This is a genomic window from Allocellulophaga tsushimaensis (genome assembly GCF_055383085.1).
Genome location: NZ_AP039451.1, coordinates 4,154,267 through 4,177,928 on the forward strand (window position 1 = coordinate 4,154,267; position 23,662 = coordinate 4,177,928).

Here is a 23,662-nt window from a genome sequence, read left to right on the forward strand (position 1 = left end):
TTTATGCAACAAACATAGAATAGCTAATATTATCTACATACATAATAGTTGTAAAAACATTCAAAATTGTTGTGAAACATAAAATTTAACAAGTTACAGCTTATAAAAAATGATTTGTATCAGTTAAAAAGCAAAAATTATCGTTAAAATGCATTATTTTTCAAAATGAAATGGAAAGAGACCCTAATTGATTATAAATATTATCTAAAAATTGAAAGAGGACTCTCTAAAAACTCTGTAGCTAATTACATTTTAGATGTAGAAAAATTACTGTTATTTCTTAAAGATCATACTATTACAATATCTCCCCTAAAAATTGATCAGGAGATTATCCAACAATTTATTTATGAAATTGCTAAAGATGTAAATCCAAGGTCGCAAGCAAGAATTATTTCTGGTTTAAAAAGTTTTTTTAATTATTTAGTTTTTGAAGACTATAGAAATGATAATCCATTAGACTTAATAGAAGCTCCTAAAATAGGGAGAAAACTTCCTGATACACTTTCTATTGATGAAATAAATAAGCTTATCAATGCTATAGATCTTAGTAAGGCAGAAGGTGAACGTAACCGTGCTATGCTAGAAACCTTATACGGTTGCGGATTAAGAGTATCAGAACTTATCAATTTAAATATTTCTGATTTATATTTTGATGAAGATTTTATTAAAATCACAGGGAAAGGTGATAAGCAACGCTTTGTTCCTATTAGTACGATCAATAAAAAATATATTACCATATATAAAGATGAAGTCCGCCCACATTTAAAAATCCAAAAAGGTTTTGAAGATATTCTTTTTTTAAACAGAAGAGGTAAGCAACTTACAAGAGCTATGATTTTCACAATTATTAAACAACTTGCAAAAGAGATTAAATTAACAAAAACAATTAGCCCACATACCTTTAGACATTCGTTTGCTACACATTTACTTACTAATGGAGCAGATTTAAGAGCTATACAGCAAATGTTAGGGCATGAAAGCATTACAACTACCGAAGTATATGTACATGTTGATAGATCTCATTTAGCAACAGTTTTAAATCAATTTCATCCTAGAAAGAAATAAAATTGGTAACTAAAATATTTTTATACCATCTATTTATCTAAAGACTCTTTTAATTTTAATTGCGTTGTTCCCGTTCCTGTTAGTGGTTTATCACCGTCCCCTCCATCATCTGTATAACTCGCTGTAATCACCATTACCTTATCTCCGTTTGCAGGTTTAGGAATAATACTTCCTGCTATTGGTAAAGATTTTTTCTTGGTATTGGTATCAGCTAAAGACAAAATATAGGTCACCAATTGCCTGGATTCTTCTTTAGTAATATTGGGGTGTGCGGGCATTACTACCTCTCCCCATACTCCTGTACCTCCGGAAACGATTTTCTGTTGTAAGTATGCAAAAGCATTTGTATCATTTTTATATTTCTGAGAAACGGCTGTATAATTTGGCCCCACTGAAGAACTGGCTTCTTTATGACAGGTTTTACAATCCATTGATTGTGTTAATGTCTTTCCAGTAACTGTAGCAGACACTTGTTGGTGTCCCAAAGATTTATTTGCCTCATCAAAACCAGCTCTATAGTCTACAGAAACATAAATATGATCTGGGTTGATTGTATTTTTACTATCAGGATCAGCAACTTTCACCCTATACTGTACTGGTTCTCCAATTGTAAAAGTAGTGTTTGTATCTATCAATTCTATAGTCACTTTTGGTCTGGAATTACCAGCTGTAATTATTTTTGAATCACTTTTTACTCGTGTATCATTATCTTTAACAGTAACAGAAACTGCATATTCACCTGCTTGTTTATATGTGTAAGTCATTTCTGGTGTAGTAGAACGTTTTACTATTCCATTACCAAAATTCCATATATAAGTTAAGGCATCCTCTTCTTTATCCGTAGCACTTACTTTTGCATGTATCGTAAGCGGGACTTTCCCTGAAGTATGATCTACTGTCATAGCCTCAATTGTAGGAGCTCTATTTCCAGAATTATATTGGATGTAGCCCAAACTAGAATTTGCATTTTTAGTAAACCAACCGCTACCGTATTCCAAAAGATAAATACGACCATCTGGTCCTAATTCCATATCTATAAGGCTATTAATTTCTACATTTTCTGCAAAAGGTTCCATTTTATTAAAATCTCCATTAGGAAAAAAGCTTATGGCTTTCATCCAACCTCGCATCCAATCATAAACAATTAATTTTCCATCGTAATAGCTTGGTAATTCTTTAGCATAAGGATGTAAATCCGTATAAATAACTGGTCCTGCCATTGCATTTCTGCCTCCAGAGCCAACTTGCGGAAAATCTGGCGTATCTACATATGGATAATATACATAGGCAGGCATAGCTTTTGGAAGTTCTTTTAATCCGGTATTATTTATGGAATTATTGATTGGCTTTTCTGGATTAAATTTTTCACCACTTTCACCTGTTTCATAATCAAAAGCAACATAAGGTTTATTATCAGCTACAAAAAATGGCCATCCAAAATTACCTGGCGCTTTTGCCTGATTCATTTCATCATATCCTCTTGGTCCACGGGTATCCAAATTATCTTCTCTAGCATCTGGTCCTACCTCACCCCAATAGAGATATCCATTTTTACGATCTACAGAGATCCTGTATGGGTTACGGTGCCCCATGGTATAAATTTCGGGTTTGGTTTTTGGAGTCCCTTCAGGAAATAAATTTCCTTCCGGTATAGTATATGTACCGTTTTCTTCAACTTTAATTCTAATGATTTTACCTCTTAAATCGTTAGTGTTACCAGAAGACCTACTGGCATCATATTGGTGTTTGTCTTTAATTTCGTTGAGTGGAGCGTAACCATCATTGGCATATGCAACTCCTTTTTCATTAAATGGCGTAGCATTATCCCCTGTAGACAAATACAACAAACCATCTGTATCAAAAGTAATAGAACCCCCAGTATGGCAACAGATTTCTCGTTGGCTATATAATTCTAAAATAATTTGTTCGGACTTTAGATCAAAAACACCATCTTTAAAAGTAAAACGAGATAATCTATTTATCCATTTGTCACCTGTTGGACTGTAATAGGCATATATCCAATGATTATTTTCAAAATCAGGATCTTTCTGCAAGCCCATTAAACCTTCTTCTGCATTAACATCTACTGCATCTTTTACTTTAAAATAAACATCAAGTTTAGCCACTTGTTCTAGTTCTTGCGTTTCTTCTGAGTAGCGGTAAATATCTCCCCTTCGTTCTGCTAATAAAATATCTCTATTAGGCAGAACGGTCATTTCAGTAGGTTCAAAAAAATCACCAAATTTAAGGGTTACTTTCGTGAACCGATCCATATCTGGTGGTATTTGAGAACTAACCTTAGTATAATCTAATGGTAAGTTGTCTCCAATTGCATATTGTATCCCTCCTAAAATGTGCTTTAAGAAATTTTCTTCTTCATAACTTTCTTGGGTATGCCCAGCTCCAGTATAAAAAGATCTGCCACCATCATAATCATGATACCAAGCAATTGGATGTTCATCTCCATGTGTACCCCCTTTATAGGTAGCCTCATCTAATGTCATTACTACATGAAGGGAATCTAAATTCATTTTCTTGTAATTGTATAACTCATCTTTTCTATGCCAAACGGTCTCTTTAAAAAAACGAGTTGCTGCAAATTCTTTGTCTTGTATTACAAAATCAGCTTCTAGCGTTCCGTCAGGATGACTTTTAAAGTGAGCTCCTACTAATTGGTTATACCAACCCCAATCATATTCTGTATCTGCGGCACCATGAATACCAACATAAGCTCCTCCAGCCTGAATGTATCGTTCAAAAGCAGCTTCTTGGTAATGATCTAAAACATTTCCTGAAGTATTTAAAAAGATAATAGCACTATATTGTTTTAAATTTTCTTCATTAAATAATTCGCTATTCTCAGTAGTATCTACCTTAAAGCCATTATCTATTCCTAATTTTTGAATTGCAGCAATACCTGTTGGGATAGCATTATGACGATAAGCCATTGTTTTAGTAAAAACAAGTACTTTAGGTGTTCTTTCTTTTTCATCTCCACAAGAATTTAATAGCAACCCAAAAAAGATAAAAAATAAGACATATATTTTTTTCATACAGAAAATTTAACGGGATTTAGAAACCGACTACCAAAATAAGAATAACTATTAAATCAATTCGATTATTCAGTTATTTTTGCAAATATTTAGCAATAAAAGGTAGGCTAGTTTTACAAAGTGTTTTTTGAAAAAGTATACCTTTAAAGAAAAAATGAAAATTTATTTCCCCCAATGGCAGGGTTCCGGAACTGGAATACATATAGAACCTGGAGCCAAAGCTATTTTAGATTATTTAAATAATCCTACATTTTTACAGATTCCTTTAGCCACAATTGCTGCTAATAGTCAAGAAGGAAAAGTATATGGTATCCATAATTATAATGCCATAACGGAACAATTAAGTAGGTTTAAAAAAATTCTTGAAAAAGAAAACCCAACAACCCTACAAACTATAGGAGGCGATTGTGGCTTAGAAATTGTACCGGTATCCTATCTCAATAAAAAGTATCCAAATTTAGGAGTCATATGGTTTGATGCGCATGCAGATATTAACAAAGCCTGTGATTCCGCTAGTTGCAACTTTCATGGAATGCCGCTACGCACACTATTAGGAGAAGGAAATCATCATATGGACGATTTACTTTCTACAACAATTAATGAAAGTCAAATACATTATGTTGGGTTAAGAGATATCGATACCGCAGAGCAAATACGAATTAAAAAAGGAAATATATATGCGCCTAAAAAAACAAATAATGCTAATTTGGTACAAACATTAAAACAAAAGAAGATAACACATTTATACCTTCATTTTGATTTTGATAGCTTGGAACCAAAAGAATATGATAAAACCTATTACCAAGTTCCAGGAGGTATAGGTATTAAAGAAGCTGAAGATTGTATTAAAATACTGCAAGATAAATTTACAATTGTAGGGAGCAGTGTTTTAGAATCTATAACAACAAATGTAATAGAATTAGAGCCTATCAATGGAATCATAAATTTATTGATGAAAAAGTAAAGAAATTGGAAGGAGTACAAGAATATTATTTTAAAAATGATGCGGAATGGAGAGCTTGGCTTACAGTAAACCATACCCAAACAGAAGGGATTTATCTTATTTTTTACAAGTTAGCACACCCCAATGAAAGTATGCGGTGGGAAGAAGCTGTAAAAGTAGCCTTATGCTATGGTTGGATAGACAGTACGGTAAAAAGCTTAGGAAATGGAAAAAGAAGGCAATATTTCTGTCCCAGAAAAATAAAAAGTGCCTGGAGCAAAGTTAACAAAGACTATATAAAAATACTTACTGCAAACGGGTTGATGCACCAAAGTGGATTAGAAAAAATTAAAATTGCCAAAGAAAATGGTTCCTGGACTGCTCTAGATAATGTAGAAAACGGAATTATTCCGCAAGACTTACAAGCTGCTTTTAATGAGAACCCTATTGCCTTTAAAAATTTTATTTCTTTTACCAAAGGGCAACGAAAAAGTTATCTTTATTGGCTAAACAATGCTAAAAGAGAGGCTACCCAACAAAAAAGGATTGCTGAAATTATAAAACTTTGCAAAGCCAATATAAAAATGCATCAAGAAGGACGCTAATACCATCTAAAATGAACATAAAAACGATATATTTTACCACGCTATTACTTTTTATTAGCATCACTAATTGCCATCAAAATATACCCAAAAAGCCTTTAAATGAAGTTCTTGTGCTAGGTGCCATACACAGTGGACATCTTACCGATAGTGTATATAACACCGCATATTTAACGAAACTAATTAAAGAAATAAAACCAGATTATATCCTTACTGAGATTCCACCAGACCGTTTTGAAATGGCCATGAAAGGCTTTAAAAAAGATGATAGCATCTCTGAACCCAGAGTAATGCGTTTTCCTGAGTATACAGATGTAATTTTTCCATTGACCAAGGAAATGAATTTTGAAATAATTCCTACTGCTGGATGGACAAGGCCTATGGCTTTAGAACGTCAAAAAAAATTAAGAGCTATAAGTCAAGACAGTACTAGAACAGAAGATTGGAAAGCATATGTTACCGCTAACAAAAGATCAGATTCTATATATAAAGCTATAGGAAAAGTAAACGACCCCTATTTTATTCATACTAATACGTACGATAGTATCCAAGACATTGTATTACAAGTTTATAATGAACGTTTTAATGTAGAATTAGGTCTTGGAGGTTGGGATAATATTAATATTGCACATTATTGGCATATTGAAAAAGCTTTGGAAAAGCATCGTTATAAAGGCAAGCGAATTCTAATTACGTATGGTGCCGGACATAAAGGTTGGTTTTTAAGAGAATTGAGAAAAAGAGACGATATTAAATTGCTAGACATGAAACCTTTTCTAGATGCAATTGCCAACTAATATTGGAGTATAATATGAAAAGAAACTACTTTTATTTGGTGCTTTTTCTATTCACCATAAACATAACCATCTCATATTCGCAAGCAAAGCATAAAAAAATTTCCGTTTTAATTGTAGATGGTTTTAGCAATCATAACTGGAAACAAACCACTACTGTAGTGAAACATATTTTGGATACATCCGGATTATTTAAAGTAACTATTAGTACCACTCCCGCTACTGCCCAAGATGTAAATTGGAAGTATTGGAATCCAAAATTCAAAAAATATGATGTTGTTATTCAAAACACCAATAACATTCATAATACTGCTATAAGATGGCCGAAGAAAATTGAAAAGCGCTTAGAAAAATATGTAAAAAAAGGAGGTGGTTTATATATTTTACATTCTGCAAATAATGCTTTTACACATTGGGAAGCATATGATAAGATGATAGGTTTGGGCTGGCGTACAAAAGAAAACGGGAAAGCCATACAAGTGTTAGAAAATGGAAGTCTAAAAGAAATTCCTATAGGGCAAGGAAAAGATACGTTTCATGGACCAAGAAATGATGAAGTTATCTATATATTAGCGAAACATCCAATACACAAATCATATCCATTAGCATGGAAAACACCAAATATGGAGCTCTATAAATATGCTCGTGGTACTGCTGAAAACATAACAATCCTATCTTATGCTAAAGACACCAAAACCAACACTAATTGGCCTGTAGAATGGGTCGTTAGCTATGGTAAAGGAAATGTATATAATTCTAGTATGGGACATTTATGGAAAGGAGAAATTTACCCAGATAGTTACAGGTGTATTGGTTTCCAAACTACTTTAATAAGAGCTACAGAATGGTTAGCAACTGGCCATACTACTTATAAAATACCATCTAATTTCCCAACAGCTACCAAAATTGAATTGGATACAGTAGTTTTGAAAAATAAATAGCAGTACTGAAGAAATGATTATTAAAAAACTAAAAAAACATACAACCATTTTTAAAAGAAGGTTTAATCAGCATAAAGCTCTTAAAGAAATTGCTTCATATAAGAATAGCACATTACAAAAATACCTGACTGCTTTTAAAACCGTAAAAAATCAAAATTTTACACCAGAAGATCTGGCAGCATTTGATGAAGTAGAAAATTATAGAACAGAATTATTAGCTAACCAAGATCTTATTTCATACGCCATTTTTAATTCTGAAGAAGAAGCAAGCGTTGCAACAATATGTAAAAGAGCTGCTTCTAGCAAAAAATGGTGTCAGTTTTTATATGCTATTACAAAACAGATAGAAGTCCCAGTTTTTCTAGAATTAGGAACCAATGTGGGTATTTCTGGCTCTTATATATTACATGCTTTAAAACATAAAAAAGCGAGTAAATTTATATCAATGGAGGGTTTAGCACAATTATGCGAACTCACTTCAAAGCGTTTTACACAATTAGCCCCTAAAGATAAATATGATATAAAACAGGGCTTATATGATGATACCTTTCCTAAATTAATAGCAGAAAATCATAACTTTAATATTTTATTTATAGATGGAAATCATCAGAAACAACCTACCATAAGTTATTTTGAGGAACTAAAATCTAGATTAATAGGACCCACAATTTATATTTTTGATGATATTAATTGGAGTAAAGGAATGGTTGAAGCTTGGGAAATTATAAAAAGTAATCCTGATGTAAATTTTTCAATAGATATGTATGAACAAGGGATTATTATTATAGATAAAGAAGAAAGTAAGAAGAATATTCATTTTGAATTGCATCTATCATACTAAAACTACTAAAATTAAAAATTTATGAAAAAAGCCATTTACTTTAACATCATCATAGCATTGTTTTCTTTAACAACTGCTTGCGCTCAAGAAAAAGAAGTTATTACTACTGGCCCAGAAAAAGGTTCTTTAGTTATTGTGGGTGGTGGACGTGTTGTAGATACCATTGTAAAAAGGTTTATTCATTTAGCTGGCGGAATTGATGCTCCAATAGTAGTAATCCCTACAGCGGGTGGTGATAGGAACTTTAATGATAATTATTACTTTGCAAAACTACTACGAGATTACGGTGCTAAAAAAGTTACCCTTTTACATACTTACGATAAAAAAGTAGCCAATTCTGATGCGTTTATAAAACCATTAAAAGAAGCTAAAGCTGTTTGGTTTGGCGGCGGAAGGCAGTGGCATCTTGTAGATATATATGCTGGTACTAAATCCGAAAAAATGTTTTGGGAAATTCTAAATAAAGGTGGTGTTATCGGTGGTTCTTCTGCCGGAGCAACGATCCAAGGCTCTTATTTAGCACGTGGAGACACAAAAAACAATCAGATTATGATGGGTGACCATGAAGAAGGTTTTGGTTTTATAAAAAATATCGCTATAGACCAGCATGTAACTGCTCGAAATAGACAATTTGATATGTTTGATATTCTTAAAAATAAACCTAAATTACTAGGTATTGGCATAGATGAAAGAACCGCAATTGTTGTACAAGGCAATACTTTTGATGTTATTGGAGACGGAAAAGCATTGATTTATGATGGTACTTTCTGGTCTAGAGAAGGGACTAATTTAAAAACAATACCTCCTGTAACATCTCGTTTTTACCATCTGCAAAGAGGCGATAAGTATGATTTAAAAGAAAGAAAAGTTATTGAATAATAAACTCACTTGATATTTTACTGAACAAAACAATTTAAATTTAAGAATAACTAAGCTATGAGGCTTTTAAATCTCAATTATAGTAACTTTTTTCCTTACCAACAAATTATAAATTTAATAGTACTTTTGCAAAGACTCTAAAGAGTGTACTCCGCTAGCGTGTTTCCGTTCGTTGTTTTCTGTTTTAGGGTTTTTAGTACAATGTCAAAATTACCCGAAAAAAATCAATTTTTGGACCTATCCGATTATGGTAGACCCATTGCAAAATATATTGCAAATTCTCTAAAAAAGACTTCTTTTACTCCCATACATGTTACCATAGCGTTCATTATATCTGGATTACTAGCTATTGTTTGTATTTTAAATCAATTTTATTGGTCTACAGTTTTTTTTCTGGTCTTAAAATCTATTTTAGATGCTGCTGATGGTGAATTAGCAAGAGTAAAAAGCACACCATCCCATACCGGAAGATATCTAGATTCAGTTTCCGATATTATTTTGAATCTTCTTTTACTGATAACGATCTGGTATATTACTAAGGGTTCTTTAGCATATACATTACTCGCTTTTTTTGGCTTACAATTACAGGGTACATTATATAATTATTATTATGTAATTCTTAGAAATAAATACAATGGCGATACTACTAGCAGAGTTTTTGAAGAAGAAACGCCTAAAGCACTAAAGGGGGAAAAACAACGAAATGTAAATATCCTTTTTAAACTATATACTTTATGTTATGGTATTTTTGATCAAATTATTTACGCTATGGATCGTAAAGCTGCAAAATCTAAACATCTCCCAAATTGGTTAATGACAGCAGTTTCTACTTTCGGCTTAGGGTTTCAATTGTTATTAATTGGATTAATGCTAGCTTTAGGTTATAGTAGTTATATCATTCCGTTTTTTATAGGCTATTCCTTATTTATATTTGTTTTTATTGGTTTAAGAAAATTTGTAAATCGCTAATGGATTAAAAAACTACACTAGCTACTATATCAATATTAAAGTCGAGGATCTATAATGATTCACTATTTAAAACCCCTTTTCAAATTTAAAATAACAGTATTATACTGCAATATTTGTAATTTGTAGCGTAGCTTTTACAATTACATTAAAAATTACTAAATGAATAGATTTTTTTTAATCCTTATTTATATTCTTTCTATCAATTGTTCAGAAGAGAAAGAATCATATGACCTTATTATCCAAAACGGGAATATCATTGCCATAGAAACAGGTACTATTAGCAAAGAAAATATCTATATTACAGACGGTATTATCAAAAAAACAACACCTGCGGATGTAAAAATACAAGCCATAGCACACACAGTAGTTGATGCTACAGATAAATATATTATTCCGGGTTTATGGGACAACCATGTACATTTTAGAGGTGGCGATACTTTAATTAAAGCCAACAAAAATTTCCTGAACTTATTTATAGCAAACGGTATTACAACAGTTAGAGATGCAGGTGGTGATCTTACTACAGCTGTACAAAAGTGGAATACTGCTATTAAAAACGGTGAATTAATTGGTCCTACTATATTTACTTCAGGTCCAAAAATTGATGGCCCAAATGGTACTTGGGCAGGTTCTTTAGAAGTTGAAAATGAAGCCGACATAAAAAAAGTATTAGACTCTTTGCAAACATTACAAACCGATTTTGTAAAATTATATGATAGTCGTATTTCTGGAGAAAACTATTTAAAAACAATAAGAGAAACAGAAAAAAGAGGATTAATTACTTCTGGGCATATGCCTTTTACAGTTACCTTAGATGAAACCGTTACTGCAGGGATCGATGCTATTGAACATTTATATTACATTATGAAAGGCTGTGCTAGTAATGAGCAAGAAATTACCCAACAGCTAAACCGTAAAGAAATTGGATTCTGGCAAGCGATGCCTGCTTTAATGCAAAATTATCAAGATAGTACTGCTCAAAAAACCTTTGCTTCTCTAAAAGAAAATAATGTATACGTGGTACCCACACTTCATATTGGGAAAATCTTAAGTTATTTAGATGAAGTAGATCATACCAATGACCCCTATTTAAAGTATATGGGTTCTGGAATTATCAAAACCTATGAAGGAAGAATTAAAGGGGCTTTAAACGCATCCAAACAAGCCAGAAAGAATCGCAAGGAATTGGATGTTTTTTTTGGAAAATTAACCCATTCCTTACATAATGCCGGTGTTGGGCTTTTAGCAGGTTCGGACAGTGGTGCTTTTAATTCCTATACCTATCCTGGCATATCATTACACAAAGAATTAGAAGAAATGGTTGCAAACGGATTATCTCCTTTAAATGCATTACAAACTACAAGCTATAATGGAGCAAAGTTTCTTAAAAAAGAAAACTATGGTACTATTTCAGAAGAAAAAATAGCGGATCTTCTTTTGTTAGATAAAAACCCTTTAGAAGATATAAAAAATACAAAAGCTATTTTTATGGTCATTAAAAATGGAACTATATACACACAAAAAGAATTGAAAGGCTTCTTAAAAGCTGCCATTCAACATTAAAATTTATACCAATGAAACACATAAGTATACTCCTATCCATTATTTTTCTGTTGGCTTGCCATACCAAACCCAAAGAAAAAGAAGCAAAAATAGCTTCAACGGCTCAATTAATTTCGAATGTAAATATTATAGATGTTAAAACAGGAGTCATAGAAAAGCAACGTTATATTGTTATTGACTCTGGTAAAATAAAGCGTATTTTAAACAGTGCTCCAAATCAGGTAAAATACACAACTATAATTGATGGTTCGGGCTATTTTGTTATTCCAGGTTTAGCAGAAATGCATGCCCATATTCCACAACCACCTACTTCTAAACAACGTACAGAAGATGTACTTTTTTTATATCTAGCAAACGGAGTAACAACTATTAGAGGTATGTTAGGGCATCCTGCGCATTTAGCACTTAGAGAAAATGCTAAAAAAAAGCATATTTTAAGTCCTAAAATATATACTGCAAGTCCATCTTTAAATGGAAATTCTATACCTACTAAAGAGGTAGCTATTGCTAAAGTAACGCAATATAAAAAAGAAGGTTATGATTTTTTAAAAATGCATCCTGGTATAAAAAAAGAGGTCTTTGATGCTGCTGTACAAACTGCCAACAAAGTTGGGATTCCTTTTGCAGGCCATGTTCCTGTAGCTGTAGGGATTGAACATGCTTTAGAAAGCAAATACGCTTCTATAGACCATATTGATGGTTTTTTAGAAGGTTTAGTGCCTAAATCTGCAAATGTAAATGCAGATGACAATGGCTTTTTTGGTTATAACTTTAGCCTATTGGCAGATACCACAAAAATTGATGGGTTGGTTAAAATAGCGAAAGAAAATAAAGTCTGGATTGTTCCCACACAAAGTCTTTTTGAGCGTTGGTTTGCTCCCACAGATGCAGATGTGCTTTTAGCAGAACCAGAAATGAAATACATGCCAAAAAGCACATTAGAAAATTGGAAAAAAACAAAATTACGTTATGAAAAAGAGCAGCATTTCACTAAAGCAAAATGGCAGCGTTTTGATGCCGTACGCAGGCAATTGATTAAAAAACTACAAGCAAATGGATATGGAATGCTATTAGGGTCTGATGCGCCACAATTATTTAATGTCCCAGGGTTTTCTATAATACATGAAGTAAAAGGAATGCGAAATGGAGGAATGACAGCTTTGGAAATTTTACAAGCAGGTACTGTAAACCCAGCCCAGTATTTTGGGATGCAAGATACTTTTGGAGAAATTAAAGAAGGTATGAATGCAGATTTGGTATTATTGACTAAAAATCCATTAGAAAATATTGAACACTTAAGCCATATAGAGGGCGTAATGTTAGAAGGTAAATGGATTTCTAAGACAGAAATTAATAACAAACTAGCTATGATAGCCCAAAGCGCAGCAAAGCAATAACTTATGAAAAATATTCTTTCACTCTTCTTTTTCACCTTATGTTTTAATCTATATTCCCAAACATTATTGGTACCCGATCGGGTTTTTGATGGAGAAACAATACATAACAACTGGGTAGTTCTGGTTGAAGGAAATACAATTTCTTATGCAGGTTTACGGACTGGTTTACAAGTCCCCAAAAAAACAAAAACCATAATATTAAAAGGAACTACTTTAATGCCTGGTCTTATAGAAGGGCATTCGCATGTTTTATTACATCCCTATAACGAAACAAATTGGAACGATCAGGTGCTAAAAGAATCTCCTGTAGAACGCGCTGTACGAGCTACCATTCATGTGAAAAACGCTCTTATGGCTGGTATTACCACTATACGAGACTTAGGTTCGGAAGGTGCCGGGTATACCGATGTGTATGTTAAAAAAACAATTGAAGATGGCATTATTCCTGGTCCTAGATTATTAGTTGCTGGGCCAGCCATTGTAGCTACTGGTGCCTATGGCCCTAAAGGTTTTCATGATGGCGTTACGGTACCTTTAGGTGCAGAACCAGCAAGTGGAACAGACGAAGTTATTAAAACAGTACGACGCCAATTGGGCAATGGTGCTGATTTTATAAAAATTTATGCCGATTACCGTTGGGGGAAAGGAGAACCGTCTCAACCTACATTTTTACTTTCCGAAATTAAAGCGATGGTAGCCACGGCAACAAGTGCTGGTAGATATGTAGTAGCACATGCAAGCACTGTAGAAGGAATAAAAAGAGCTGTTTTAGGCGGTGTAGAAACTATAGAACATGGAGATCATGGTACCTTAGAAGTTTTTAAGTTGATGAAAGAAAAAGGAGTTGCTCTTTGCCCTACCCTAGCTGCGGGCGAATCTATAGCAACCTATAATGGTTGGAAAAAAGGCAAAGATCCCGATACAGATCGGATCAAAAGAAAAAAAGCATCCTTTAAAAATGCATTAGCATCTGGAGTTACTATTGTATTTGGTGGTGATGTTGGTGTTTTTACACATGGCGAAAACTATAAAGAATTAGAATTAATGGTTGCGTATGGTATGGAACCTTTAAAAGTATTACAATCGGCTACTGCAGTAAATGCTAGCGTTTTTCATTTAGAAGGTTTAGGAAAAGTACAACAAGGCTTTTTAGCAGATCTTATTGCTGTGGAGGGCAACCCTATAAAAGATATTTCTAAAATGAAAGCGGTTCGTTTTGTAATGAAGGATGGGGATATTTATAAAGAATAGTATTCATTTTTTTGTTCAAGACAGAATTACTAATCGAGAATATGACCACAGTGTCCTTCTTCAAAATCCCACACTCCTTTGTCTAAACCTAACTCTAAAAATTTGTAAGCCTGATTTATATCTGTATTTTTTGGTACATCAATAGAGTAAAATTTATCATTTGCTTGCTCATAGGTACATCCTATTCTTTCTAAATTACCCCAATATTTATTAAATTTTTCTTTAGAATTTCCATTTAATAAAAAGATTCTATAGGTTGAATGATGACTATGTTTAATTACTTTCTTAAAAATCAGTTTATCATCATTAAAAACTACTTCAATAATATCTTTAAAACTAACTCCTTTTACATAAAATGGAGAGTTTTTTAATCGATAAGTAATATCATTAAGTTTTTCTACCCAAAGGCTTTCTGAACTATTTCTATGCCATTCACTATTGTCTAAATCAAAAAAAACTTTTTCTAAAGACAAACCGTTTTTATCTATTTCTTTCAATATGATTAGTAATTATTATTCATTAAGAAAAAATAATAAACTCCTATCTAATTACTCCACCTCTTCTAACAATTCTTTAATAGAACGTTCTAATTGCTCATCACGACCTTTATCAATAATCCCTGGCATATTTTTCACCCTAATCATAGGATTAGTCTGGTTATTTTCCATCCATTCCCCTGCTTTGTTTTTTGCACTTATTGGCACTACGCCCCATACACTGCCATCTGGTAAACCTTCCCAACCTGCAAAACTACAAGTGCCAGGTACAGGCATCCCTACTGTTTTACCAATTTTTAAATCTACATAACCACTTGCAAAACAAGATCCATCGCTATACATAGATTCGTTAAACATGGCTAAAGTGGGTTTTGTCCATCTAGAGGTTGGTTCACCGCCAACCACTTTCTTTTCAGTTTCATAAGATAAAAAAGCTTCTCCTGTAAAGAACATTGCTAAATCGGCAACCAAATCTCCACCTCCATTAAATCTAGTATCTACAATAACTCCTTTTTTATTAAAAAATTTACCCATCATTTGATCATAAATAGTACGGTAAGGCTCATCACTCATTCCTGGAATATGTACATAGCCTAGCGTTCCATTACTTTTTTTGGCTACTTCTTTTTCATTTTGTTTTACCCATCTTTTATAAAGCAAACGGTTTTTTGCACGTAAAGAAATTGGTTTAACCGTTATTTGTTTGCGTACCCCTTTTGCGTCTAAAACATCTAATAAGGTAAAATTATCTTCTATTCTATTAAGATAGCTAGCTACATCTCTATTTGGTACTATAATTTCTCCATTAATTTTTTCAATTAACATCCCAGGCTTTAATTTAAAAGCAGCCTTATCTAGAGGACCCCCTTTTATAATTTCAGCAATTTTAATCCCATTTCCTTGGTGTTCGTAGTCCATAAAAATACCAAGTGATGCCGTTTTATCGCCATTAGCAATATTATCACTGTAACCGGCACCTGCATGAGATACGTTTAACTCTCCTAATAATTCTGAGCTAAGCTCTGCAAACTCATACGAATTTCCAATATGTGGAAGATACTTTTCATATTCCTTTTTCATATCTTCCCAGTCTATTCCGTGAAAATTAGAATGGTAAAAAATAGCATTTGTTTGCTGCCAAATATGGTTAAACATATACGCTCTTTCTGCACCCATGTCTAATTCCATTTCAGAATTAATCTTTACTCCTTTTGTACTGCCCGCTTTTAGGTTTACTTTAGAGATGCTACCATCTGCTAATAAAAATAAATGCTCTTGCTTTTTATCCCATTGTAAACTGGCTGATCTTGCTCCAAGTGAAATAAGCTGTTTTGTTTTTTTGGTTCGTATTTCCGTTTCCCAAAGGTTTAAGTTTTTCTCAAAACGAGCTAAATAATATAATTTTTCACCGTCTTTAGATAATACCGCATCTCCTAAACTAGAAGAATGTATGGTTAAGCGAGATTTTCTTTCATTTAAATCATCCCAATCAAAAGTTAATGGTTTTAAAGCTTTCGCTTTTTTAGCTTCTCCCTTTTTCTTTTTATCTTTTTTAGCAGGCTCTTCTGATTTTTTTTCTGTTTTTTCCTTTAGCAATTTCATCAAGTCATACTCTTCCTTCGTCATATTAAATTGATCCCAACCATCTTGAGTAAAAAACATACTGTATACATCTAATTCAGTTCTTCCACTCGTTGCATAACTCTTAAGGCCATTACGGTTAGAAAACCATAACATTTGTTTTCCATTATTTACCCATTGCGGAGAAAAGTCTTGATATCCACTTTCTGTTAAATTAATTTTCTTTGTTCCATCAGAAGCCAATAAATATATCTCATTATTACTTAAAGTAACTCCCCATTGTGTTAACAACCATTTACTATCTGGGCTCCATTTAAAATATTTATCCCCTTCATAAAAATGATATAAATCTTCAGGAGTTAGTAGGGTAACTTCCTTTTTAGATTTTAAATCCATTACTTTAAGTGATCTTCTGTTTTCTAAATATGCTATAAACTTTCCGTCTGGCGAAAATTGTGGAGCATAATTATCCGAAGTATTACGAATAACAGCCTCTTCTTTAAAAACAGTAGCTGCAAAGAAAAAAGGTTCTTCGGAACGTATTTTTTTAGTTTGATATATGCTCCATTTACCATCCCGTTCACTAGCGTAAGCAACTGCATCACCGCTAGAAGTAAAGGTTACAAAGCGCTCTTGTTCTGGAGTATTAGTAAGTCTTTTGGTTAGTGTACCATCAATGGAAGTAACAAATACTTCTCCTCTAGAAATAAATGCAATTTCTTTACCATTCGGAGAAATTGTCATTTCACTAACATTGCCATTAATACTAACATACTTATCTAAATTACTGCCTGCTTGTGTCCGAATTTGTATAGCTACTTTTTTTGGAGATTCGCCGTCTACCAGCGTATACAATTCACCATCATAGGTAAAAGATAACACCCCATTACCGCTACTTAAAGAACGGATTGGATGTTTTTTAAAATTGGTAAGTTTTATTGGGATAACTTCACTTTTTAAATTCTTTTTATAGATGTTAAAAGAACCACTTTCTTCACTCAGATAATAAATAGAATTTTCATCTTTAGAAAAAACAGGTGTTCTATCTTCTCCAGCGCGAGATGTAATCATAGTATGCTTATCTGTTGCCTTATTATACAGCCATAAATCTCTTGTTATTGATGAAGTATGATGCTTTCTAAATTCATTTTCATATCCTTTTTTATCATGATATATCATTTGAGTACCTTCTTTATTTACCTGAATATCTTCTACAGGTATTGTAAAGACTTGTTGCACGCGAGAGCCTTTAGTGGCTACACTATACAATTCTGGTTGCGCACTGGTGGGGTATTGCCTATGCAAAACAGCATCTTGTCTTGTTGCTCCAAATAACACATTAGTATTGTCTGCAGAAAAAGAATAAGGCGTTTCATCTGCACTATGAAAAGTTAAACGTTGAGCATCACCACCTTTAGCATCCATAATGTAAATATCAAAGTTTCCATAACGGTCTGATGCAAAAGCTATTTTTTTTCCATCTTTACTCCATACAGCCCTGTAATCATGTGCTTTGTGGAAAGTAAGTTGTTTTGCTTCACCCCCAAAAGAAGAAACAGAATATAAATCACCTTTGTAGGTAAACGCTATTGTTTTACCATCAGGAGAAATAGCAGGGTAACGCGCCCATTGTGGTGTAATTTGAGCTACACTAACTATTGGAAAAAGTATACAGGTTAAAAAAAATAATTTAGTTTTCATAGTCTTATCGTTTGTAAAAAAACGAGCGAAAGATACAGAAATTATAGAGCTTCATTGTTGTATCCTACATTAGGAATACTTAATTTTAACATAACATTATGTAAACTAAATCATTTCTCAGCTGTTTACTAAAATAGCACTTGACCAATACTACTATTTATTGTGATTAATAAAGAAGAAAAATACTGGACACAACGTTATAAAGAAGAACAAACCGGCTGGGATATTGGTTACCCCTCTACCCCTATTAAAACTTATGTAGATCAGTTAACTGATAAAAGTAAAACTATTTTAATTCCAGGTGCAGGCAATGCATATGAAGCGGAATATCTTTGGACTAAAGGTTTTAAAAATGTATATGTAATGGATATTTCTAAAATTCCACTACAAGAATTTAAAAAACGTAATCCAGATTTTCCAGGTAGCCAGTTGATACAAGAAGATTTTTTTCAACATCAAGCGACTTATGATCTTATTTTTGAGCAGACTTTTTTCTGTTCTTTTGTGCCTACAGACGCCAACAGAAATGCCTATGCCAAACAAATGGCAAAACTATTGCAGGCCAATGGTAAATTGGTTGGACTTTGGTTTAGCATGCCGCTCACTGACAATATGGAAAAGCGACCATTTGGTGGGAACAAAACTTTGTATTTAAGTTATTTAGAGCCTTATTTTAAAATACACACTTTTGAGCCTTGTTACAATTCTATTCCAGAACGAAATGGCAATGAATTGTTTGGAATATTTGTAAAACAATAATTAGTTGTATCTTTTATCCTGATTTATTTAATAAGTTTTGTAAAACTTACTTAATAAATTAGAAAAAAATGATACTCATTTAACTAGATTGAAGTCTGTATAACTTTAATCTAAAACAAAATGAAAAGAGTAATCAGAAGTATTTGCTTATGTATATTACTATTTACAGCAACTACTATTTTTGAATCGTGTTCAAAAACAGAATTAGAAAATGAAGAATCAGAAATTAATACCGAAAGCAATAAAAGAAGAATTAGAAGAGTCGGAGACCAAACAGGAAGGAACGACTAGTAGAATTATTGCTTCTGTAATGATTGCCTTATCTGGATTACTTTTGTATCTAGATAAGGTTCTCGATTTTTTAGGCATTGAAGGTGAAAATACATATGGGTATTATAGTTATTCAGATTTTATGTGGACTTTAATGCAATCAACAAGTGCAATTATAATTCTTTTAGTAATCGCTTTAAAGTTAAAACCCTATATTCTTTCTTGTGCAATTCCCGCCTATTGTTATTGTATTCAATTTGTTTGGATATTTAGACCAGATCTTCCATCTGATGATGTTTTTTTATATTTATATGCTTTGGGTACCTCATCCATATTTTTAGTGGTTTTAATTATATTCAAAATAGTGATGAAGCACAGTAAAAAGCAACATGTTTTAGAAGACCAAGTGTACCAAGAAACTTTAGAAATTATTAAACTTCTAAAAAACGAAAAAAGTTCTAAAGCATAGTTTTTATGGAAAAATTATTAGAAGAGTTTAAAAATTTAAAAACTTTAATAGAAAAAGAGCAGCTTACTAAAGAAGAGGCTATGGCTAAACTTCTATTTTTATTAGAAGAAGTAGCTGTAAAGAAAGAAGAGCAAAGCAATTTAAACGATGCTATAGCATCTGATGAAAATACCCGTAAACTTATTGAAAATAGTAAGAAAAGTGCTCATAAAGCTAAATATTTAGGCAAGTTACTTGTAATAAAACGATTAGGTTTTTCTTTGAGTGAACAAGAATTAAAAATGATTTTAGACGATTAGATAATCTAATGTATTGGCAATTGAATTTATAAAAGCTTTAGCATTAAACCTCAAAAGAATACTTAGTTTACATCACCTCTTAGCATTAAATTAAAGATCTAAAAGTTAAATATATGTCTTGGATCACATGAAAGAAATCGGTCTGAGGATCGAAGTATTGAGCCAAGATTTTACTAAAAAATAAGATGAATGCCTAATTTACCAACTTATTTGTCGCTATTCCACTAGTTCTAATTTTATTATACCGAGCTAGCATCATTTGAATTCTTTTTTGGTGTTTTGGATGATGAATAAGATTATCTTTTTCTTTTTCAGAAGGAGATACTTTCAAATTAAATAAAGCCATAGGTGTTCTATTAGCTTTCTTATCTGTTTGTATGATAAGTTTCCAATCTCCATCTCTAAAGGCTAATTGTCTTGCTGTGCCACCCTGTAACATTAAGTATTTAGAAGAGGAAGCATTTGTATTTCCTTTTAGAATAGGCAATAAATTATAAGAATCTTTAGCTTGATTTTCTGGAATCGTTTCTCCTGTAATTCCAGCAAGAGTGGCCAATATATCCATTCCAGAAACTGGTAATTTTGATGCTCTATTTCCTTTGATCTCTTTGGGCCAACTTACAATCATAGGAACTCTATGTCCACCCTCATAAATCTGATTTTTCCCGCCCCTATAGATATCACTAGACCTATGACCAGTTTCTAGCGTTTTTTTAAAAATAAGTCCTCCATTATCCGATGTAAAAATAAATACGGTATTCTCATAAACCCCTTTCTTTTTTAAGGCCTTAATAAGCATTCCCATTTGTACATCTAATTCTACAATCATATCTAAATGATAATCTGGTGTAGTTCCTTTTATTTTCTTTTCGTCTAAAAGATCAGAAGGAGTATGCGGTTTATGCACCGCTAGCGCACAATAGTACATAAAAAATGGAGTGCTATTATTTACTTGATCTATATAGTTTATTGCTTTATGCACCAATAGAGGTCCTGCCTTATACGGATTCCAATGGCTATCGCCTAAACCTTCATCTTTATCTAAAGTAAACGATAGCGCATTCATTTTTTGTTGTGTAATAAAGTCTATTTTAGAATTTTTATCTAAAGGATACCATTGACTATCCTCCATAACGAGATAAGGAACATCCTGAATTCCTGCAGGAAACATAAAACTATAGTCAAACCCATTTTGTTGTGGACCACCTCCAACAATTTTAGAAACATCAACATCTAACTGCGGATTATTTCTAGGGCCTCTATAAATTGTTTTAGGGTCATTTTTCCTAAGCCAGTCTCCTCCTAAATGCCATTTCCCAAAAAATGCCGTTTGGTACCCAGCTTTTTTCATTAATTTACCTAAGGTTAGCTCATTTTTTTTAATAGGAGAACGTTGGTAAGATCCCCATACTCCCCATGGTGCATAACTTCTATATGTGGTATTTCCTGTCATGATACTATATCTTGATGGCGCACATAAGGCTGTAGGAGAATGTGCATCTGTAAAATAGATTCCTTCTTTCATTAACTGATCTAAAACTGGTGTTTTTACAATAATATTTTTAGAATGTAACTTTCTATAAGCAGAAATATCTCCTAAGCCAATATCATCCGCTAGTACAACTACAACATTAGGCTTTTGTTGGTTTTGGAGTGCCTTCACTTGGCTCGTTAAAATAGTTAGCAGAACTAATAAGAGTATTTTTTTATAGCATTTCATTGTAAGCCAGTTTATGAATTCTATAAAAGTAAGAAGATCTTTAAAAGATGCAATGATTTAAGAGCCTTTAAATATGAGTATACTGGCATACAGTAAGGCTATTTTAAGGTTAAAGGTATATGTTCAGAAAATTTAGAAACTTCTTACTTTCCTTAAAAAATTATGAAAAAACCATCTTAAAAACTACTACTAAATGTTAAAAAATGTTCTAAAAATCATAAAACACAAAACAGTTAAAATAAATACAAAGATTAGTAGTTAATATTATATCAACTTTATTCATTAATCTTAACCTTATTAATCAGTGCGTCCCATAAAATTTTTAATAGCAATTTCTTTAGTACTTAGCGGTTATTTTATCATAACAGCATTTAAAAAGCATCCTGTAGTACCTAAAGATGCGATTACAACAGTTATTCCTGAACAAATATTAGTTGATAAAGAATTTGTGAAAACCTATAATTTTCAGAAACAAGAATTACAAAATGCTATAAACACTTATTTTGAAAAGGCAATTTTGGCTGGTGATATTGTGGGTGCAGGTGTAAGTATCGTAAAAGGAGATTCTATTGTAATATCTGAAGGTTATGGCAAAAGAGATATTCATAATAAAGCCAAGGTTAATGGGAAAACAGTATTTAGACTAGGATCTTTATCCAAAGGTTTTGCTGGTATTTTGGCGGCTGACTTAAAAAATGAAGGGAAATTTTCTTGGGATGATAAAATTACAGATTATATTCCCGAATTTCAATTAGGGAATCAAATAAACACCGCTAAAGTAACACTATCACATATTTTATCGCATACCGCTGGTACACCATATCATAGCTATACCAATTTAGTAGAAGCAAACTTACCCATTGCAACTATTGCGAAACACTTTAATGAAGTGAACCCTATAAGTGAACCTGGAACGATGTATAGTTATCAAAATGCTATGTATGCTATAGTTCAAGAAGTATTATATAAAACGACCGGAGAGCAAATACAAACCTTATTAAACAATCGTTTTTTCACCCCCTTAGGAATGTCGGGAGTTTCTATGGATCATAATACTTTATTAGCAACAGAAAATATTGCTATACCTCATTCTCGTAGAAAGAATGGATGGAGAAGTTTAGCCTTAAAAAATAAATATTATAACGCTATAGCTGCTGGCGGTATTAACGCAAGTGCATTAGATATGGGTAAATGGATGCGTTTTTTATTAGGACATAATCCAGAAGTTGCTAAATTGGCTAATATAAAGGATGCCTTTACACCTTTTATAACTTTAAAAGGTAAAAGCAAATATTACCAACGTTGGGCAGGGCATTTAACATCTGCTTATGGTTTTGGATGGCGTATTCATACGTTTAAAGAAAATAATGCCGAAACTACTATATTGCACCATGGCGGTAGTGTAAATAACTTTAGAAATGAAATTGCATTATACCCTGAAGCAGATTTAGGGATTTGTGTATTATTAAATTCGAATTCTAAACTAGCAAGAACTGTTATTCCAGACTTGCGAGAGCTTATCAGAAATGCTTACAATACAAATCTTGAAACAGTTTCTTTGTAAACTTTTTTAGGACGAGACATTTCTCAATAACGGCACTAGTCAAAAATTAAGAGCTAGTGGAGGGATTACTTACTAAATTAACCCATTCTGGAACTAATGTAATTAAAGAATAAGTGCTTGATATATGGTTCTGATTATAATGCTCTACTTTATCAAATTTTCTTTTTTCTAGCACAGAGACTTTTTCTTCAAGTTCTAAACAAAATAGAGATAACTTCATTCGAAGTTCTGTTAGCTCTTCCGTATTGTTATGTAAAATTTCTAAATAATTACTATAAATTTCTAAAAGTAACAATATATTATCAAATTGATTCTTGTTTAGTAGATCAACCAATTCATATTGATTATTCTTATAATAAGACAATACAAGTTTAGGGTTCATTCTTTTTTCAAAGAAAATCCTCAAATTAATATCATTATCTCTTTCTCTTCTATCTAGAGATAATGCCAGCTGTCTTAAATAACAATATAATCCACCTATATGATGTGCTTTTTTCACACAAA

The 23,662-nt window shown here is 32.4% G+C and carries 20 protein-coding genes; 15 read left to right on the forward strand and 5 right to left on the reverse strand.

Annotated features, from left to right (window positions below; all coding sequences use genetic code 11):
- Positions 1–165 precede the first annotated feature (165 nt).
- On the forward strand, positions 166–1,065 hold the full coding sequence (gene xerD, locus ACZ451_RS17845; RefSeq protein ID WP_464214768.1) for a site-specific tyrosine recombinase XerD: 900 nt from the start codon (positions 166–168) through the stop codon (positions 1,063–1,065).
- A gap of 29 nt (positions 1,066–1,094) precedes the next feature.
- Here xerD and ACZ451_RS17850 read toward each other — a convergent pair whose 3' ends face one another.
- Positions 1,095–4,118 (reverse strand): ThuA domain-containing protein, encoded by a 3,024-nt coding sequence (locus tag ACZ451_RS17850; RefSeq protein ID WP_464214769.1) that lies wholly within the window; start codon positions 4,116–4,118, stop codon positions 1,095–1,097.
- 154 nt (positions 4,119–4,272) lie between these two features.
- Here ACZ451_RS17850 and ACZ451_RS17855 point away from each other — a divergent pair, with 154 nt between their 5' ends.
- The 10 genes from ACZ451_RS17855 (at position 4,273) to ACZ451_RS17900 (ending at position 14,298) form a co-directional block, all read left to right on the forward strand.
- A complete protein-coding gene (locus tag ACZ451_RS17855; protein WP_464214770.1) occupies positions 4,273–5,082 on the forward strand; it encodes an arginase family protein in 810 nt (269 codons plus the stop codon).
- Positions 5,083–5,087: 5 nt separating this feature from the next.
- The gene (locus ACZ451_RS17860) at positions 5,088–5,666 is read left to right on the forward strand and encodes a YdeI/OmpD-associated family protein (RefSeq protein ID WP_464214771.1); all 579 of its coding nucleotides are present in this window, start codon (positions 5,088–5,090) and stop codon (positions 5,664–5,666) included.
- Positions 5,667–5,677: 11 nt separating this feature from the next.
- Positions 5,678–6,460, forward strand: coding sequence for a hypothetical protein (locus ACZ451_RS17865; RefSeq protein WP_464214772.1), 783 nt, complete (start codon positions 5,678–5,680; stop codon positions 6,458–6,460).
- Between the two features lie 14 nt (positions 6,461–6,474).
- Positions 6,475–7,398 carry a ThuA domain-containing protein gene (locus tag ACZ451_RS17870; protein WP_464214773.1) on the forward strand — a complete coding sequence of 308 codons (924 nt, stop codon included), beginning with the start codon at positions 6,475–6,477 and terminating at the stop codon, positions 7,396–7,398.
- A 13-nt stretch (positions 7,399–7,411) separates the two neighbouring features.
- Positions 7,412–8,239 carry a class I SAM-dependent methyltransferase gene (locus ACZ451_RS17875; RefSeq protein ID WP_464214774.1) on the forward strand — a complete coding sequence of 276 codons (828 nt, stop codon included), beginning with the start codon at positions 7,412–7,414 and terminating at the stop codon, positions 8,237–8,239.
- Positions 8,240–8,260: 21 nt separating this feature from the next.
- Positions 8,261–9,118 (forward strand): cyanophycinase, encoded by an 858-nt coding sequence (locus tag ACZ451_RS17880; protein ID WP_464214775.1) that lies wholly within the window; start codon positions 8,261–8,263, stop codon positions 9,116–9,118.
- Between the two features lie 201 nt (positions 9,119–9,319).
- Positions 9,320–10,087, forward strand: a complete 768-nt coding sequence (locus tag ACZ451_RS17885; protein ID WP_464214776.1) for a CDP-alcohol phosphatidyltransferase family protein — start codon at positions 9,320–9,322, stop codon at positions 10,085–10,087.
- A gap of 159 nt (positions 10,088–10,246) precedes the next feature.
- A complete protein-coding gene (locus tag ACZ451_RS17890) occupies positions 10,247–11,650 on the forward strand; it encodes an amidohydrolase family protein (protein WP_464214777.1) in 1,404 nt (467 codons plus the stop codon).
- 11 nt (positions 11,651–11,661) lie between these two features.
- Positions 11,662–13,047 carry an amidohydrolase family protein gene (locus ACZ451_RS17895; RefSeq protein WP_464214778.1) on the forward strand — a complete coding sequence of 462 codons (1,386 nt, stop codon included), beginning with the start codon at positions 11,662–11,664 and terminating at the stop codon, positions 13,045–13,047.
- Between the two features lie 3 nt (positions 13,048–13,050).
- Positions 13,051–14,298, forward strand: a complete 1,248-nt coding sequence (locus ACZ451_RS17900; protein ID WP_464214779.1) for a metal-dependent hydrolase family protein — start codon at positions 13,051–13,053, stop codon at positions 14,296–14,298.
- Between the two features lie 29 nt (positions 14,299–14,327).
- Here ACZ451_RS17900 and ACZ451_RS17905 read toward each other — a convergent pair whose 3' ends face one another.
- Both ACZ451_RS17905 and ACZ451_RS17910 read right to left on the reverse strand, forming a co-directional pair.
- On the reverse strand, positions 14,328–14,795 hold the full coding sequence (locus ACZ451_RS17905; RefSeq protein ID WP_464214780.1) for a DUF4265 domain-containing protein: 468 nt from the start codon (positions 14,793–14,795) through the stop codon (positions 14,328–14,330).
- Between the two features lie 51 nt (positions 14,796–14,846).
- Entirely contained in the window at positions 14,847–18,077 is a 3,231-nt protein-coding gene (locus ACZ451_RS17910; RefSeq protein WP_464214781.1) for a S41 family peptidase, read from the reverse strand.
- Positions 18,078–18,242: 165 nt separating this feature from the next.
- On the opposite strand from ACZ451_RS17910, the gene ACZ451_RS17915 reads away from it, so the two are divergent.
- From ACZ451_RS17915 to ACZ451_RS17925, 3 genes are all read left to right on the forward strand, one after another.
- Positions 18,243–18,836 (forward strand): methyltransferase domain-containing protein, encoded by a 594-nt coding sequence (locus tag ACZ451_RS17915; protein ID WP_464216941.1) that lies wholly within the window; start codon positions 18,243–18,245, stop codon positions 18,834–18,836.
- Between the two features lie 211 nt (positions 18,837–19,047).
- On the forward strand, positions 19,048–19,575 hold the full coding sequence (locus ACZ451_RS17920; RefSeq protein ID WP_464214782.1) for a hypothetical protein: 528 nt from the start codon (positions 19,048–19,050) through the stop codon (positions 19,573–19,575).
- A 5-nt stretch (positions 19,576–19,580) separates the two neighbouring features.
- On the forward strand, positions 19,581–19,874 hold the full coding sequence (locus ACZ451_RS17925; protein ID WP_464214783.1) for a hypothetical protein: 294 nt from the start codon (positions 19,581–19,583) through the stop codon (positions 19,872–19,874).
- 193 nt (positions 19,875–20,067) lie between these two features.
- On the opposite strand, the gene ACZ451_RS17930 is transcribed toward ACZ451_RS17925, so the two are convergent.
- Positions 20,068–21,594: a sulfatase family protein gene (locus tag ACZ451_RS17930; protein WP_464214784.1), complete on the reverse strand. Its 1,527-nt coding sequence runs from the start codon at positions 21,592–21,594 to the stop codon at positions 20,068–20,070.
- Between the two features lie 304 nt (positions 21,595–21,898).
- On the opposite strand from ACZ451_RS17930, the gene ACZ451_RS17935 reads away from it, so the two are divergent.
- A complete protein-coding gene (locus tag ACZ451_RS17935; RefSeq protein WP_464214785.1) occupies positions 21,899–23,158 on the forward strand; it encodes a serine hydrolase domain-containing protein in 1,260 nt (419 codons plus the stop codon).
- A gap of 46 nt (positions 23,159–23,204) precedes the next feature.
- On the opposite strand, the gene ACZ451_RS17940 is transcribed toward ACZ451_RS17935, so the two are convergent.
- A complete protein-coding gene (locus ACZ451_RS17940) occupies positions 23,205–23,657 on the reverse strand; it encodes a hypothetical protein (protein WP_464214786.1) in 453 nt (150 codons plus the stop codon).
- Between the last annotated feature and the right edge of the window lie 5 nt (positions 23,658–23,662).

What these genes read in the sequence shown, in the direction of transcription:
- xerD (WP_464214768.1), top strand. Translation starts at nt 166, where the DNA reads ATGAAATGGAAAGAGACCCTAATTGATTATAAATATTATCTAAAAATT.
- ACZ451_RS17850 (WP_464214769.1), bottom strand. Translation starts at nt 4,118, where the DNA reads ATGAAAAAAATATATGTCTTATTTTTTATCTTTTTTGGGTTGCTATTA.
- ACZ451_RS17855 (WP_464214770.1), top strand. Translation starts at nt 4,273, where the DNA reads ATGAAAATTTATTTCCCCCAATGGCAGGGTTCCGGAACTGGAATACAT.
- ACZ451_RS17865 (WP_464214772.1), top strand. Translation starts at nt 5,678, where the DNA reads ATGAACATAAAAACGATATATTTTACCACGCTATTACTTTTTATTAGC.
- ACZ451_RS17870 (WP_464214773.1), top strand. Translation starts at nt 6,475, where the DNA reads ATGAAAAGAAACTACTTTTATTTGGTGCTTTTTCTATTCACCATAAAC.
- ACZ451_RS17875 (WP_464214774.1), top strand. Translation starts at nt 7,412, where the DNA reads ATGATTATTAAAAAACTAAAAAAACATACAACCATTTTTAAAAGAAGG.
- ACZ451_RS17880 (WP_464214775.1), top strand. Translation starts at nt 8,261, where the DNA reads ATGAAAAAAGCCATTTACTTTAACATCATCATAGCATTGTTTTCTTTA.
- ACZ451_RS17885 (WP_464214776.1), top strand. Translation starts at nt 9,320, where the DNA reads ATGTCAAAATTACCCGAAAAAAATCAATTTTTGGACCTATCCGATTAT.
- ACZ451_RS17890 (WP_464214777.1), top strand. Translation starts at nt 10,247, where the DNA reads ATGAATAGATTTTTTTTAATCCTTATTTATATTCTTTCTATCAATTGT.
- ACZ451_RS17895 (WP_464214778.1), top strand. Translation starts at nt 11,662, where the DNA reads ATGAAACACATAAGTATACTCCTATCCATTATTTTTCTGTTGGCTTGC.
- ACZ451_RS17900 (WP_464214779.1), top strand. Translation starts at nt 13,051, where the DNA reads ATGAAAAATATTCTTTCACTCTTCTTTTTCACCTTATGTTTTAATCTA.
- ACZ451_RS17910 (WP_464214781.1), bottom strand. Translation starts at nt 18,077, where the DNA reads ATGAAAACTAAATTATTTTTTTTAACCTGTATACTTTTTCCAATAGTT.
- ACZ451_RS17920 (WP_464214782.1), top strand. Translation starts at nt 19,048, where the DNA reads ATGAAGAATCAGAAATTAATACCGAAAGCAATAAAAGAAGAATTAGAA.
- ACZ451_RS17925 (WP_464214783.1), top strand. Translation starts at nt 19,581, where the DNA reads ATGGAAAAATTATTAGAAGAGTTTAAAAATTTAAAAACTTTAATAGAA.
- ACZ451_RS17930 (WP_464214784.1), bottom strand. Translation starts at nt 21,594, where the DNA reads ATGAAATGCTATAAAAAAATACTCTTATTAGTTCTGCTAACTATTTTA.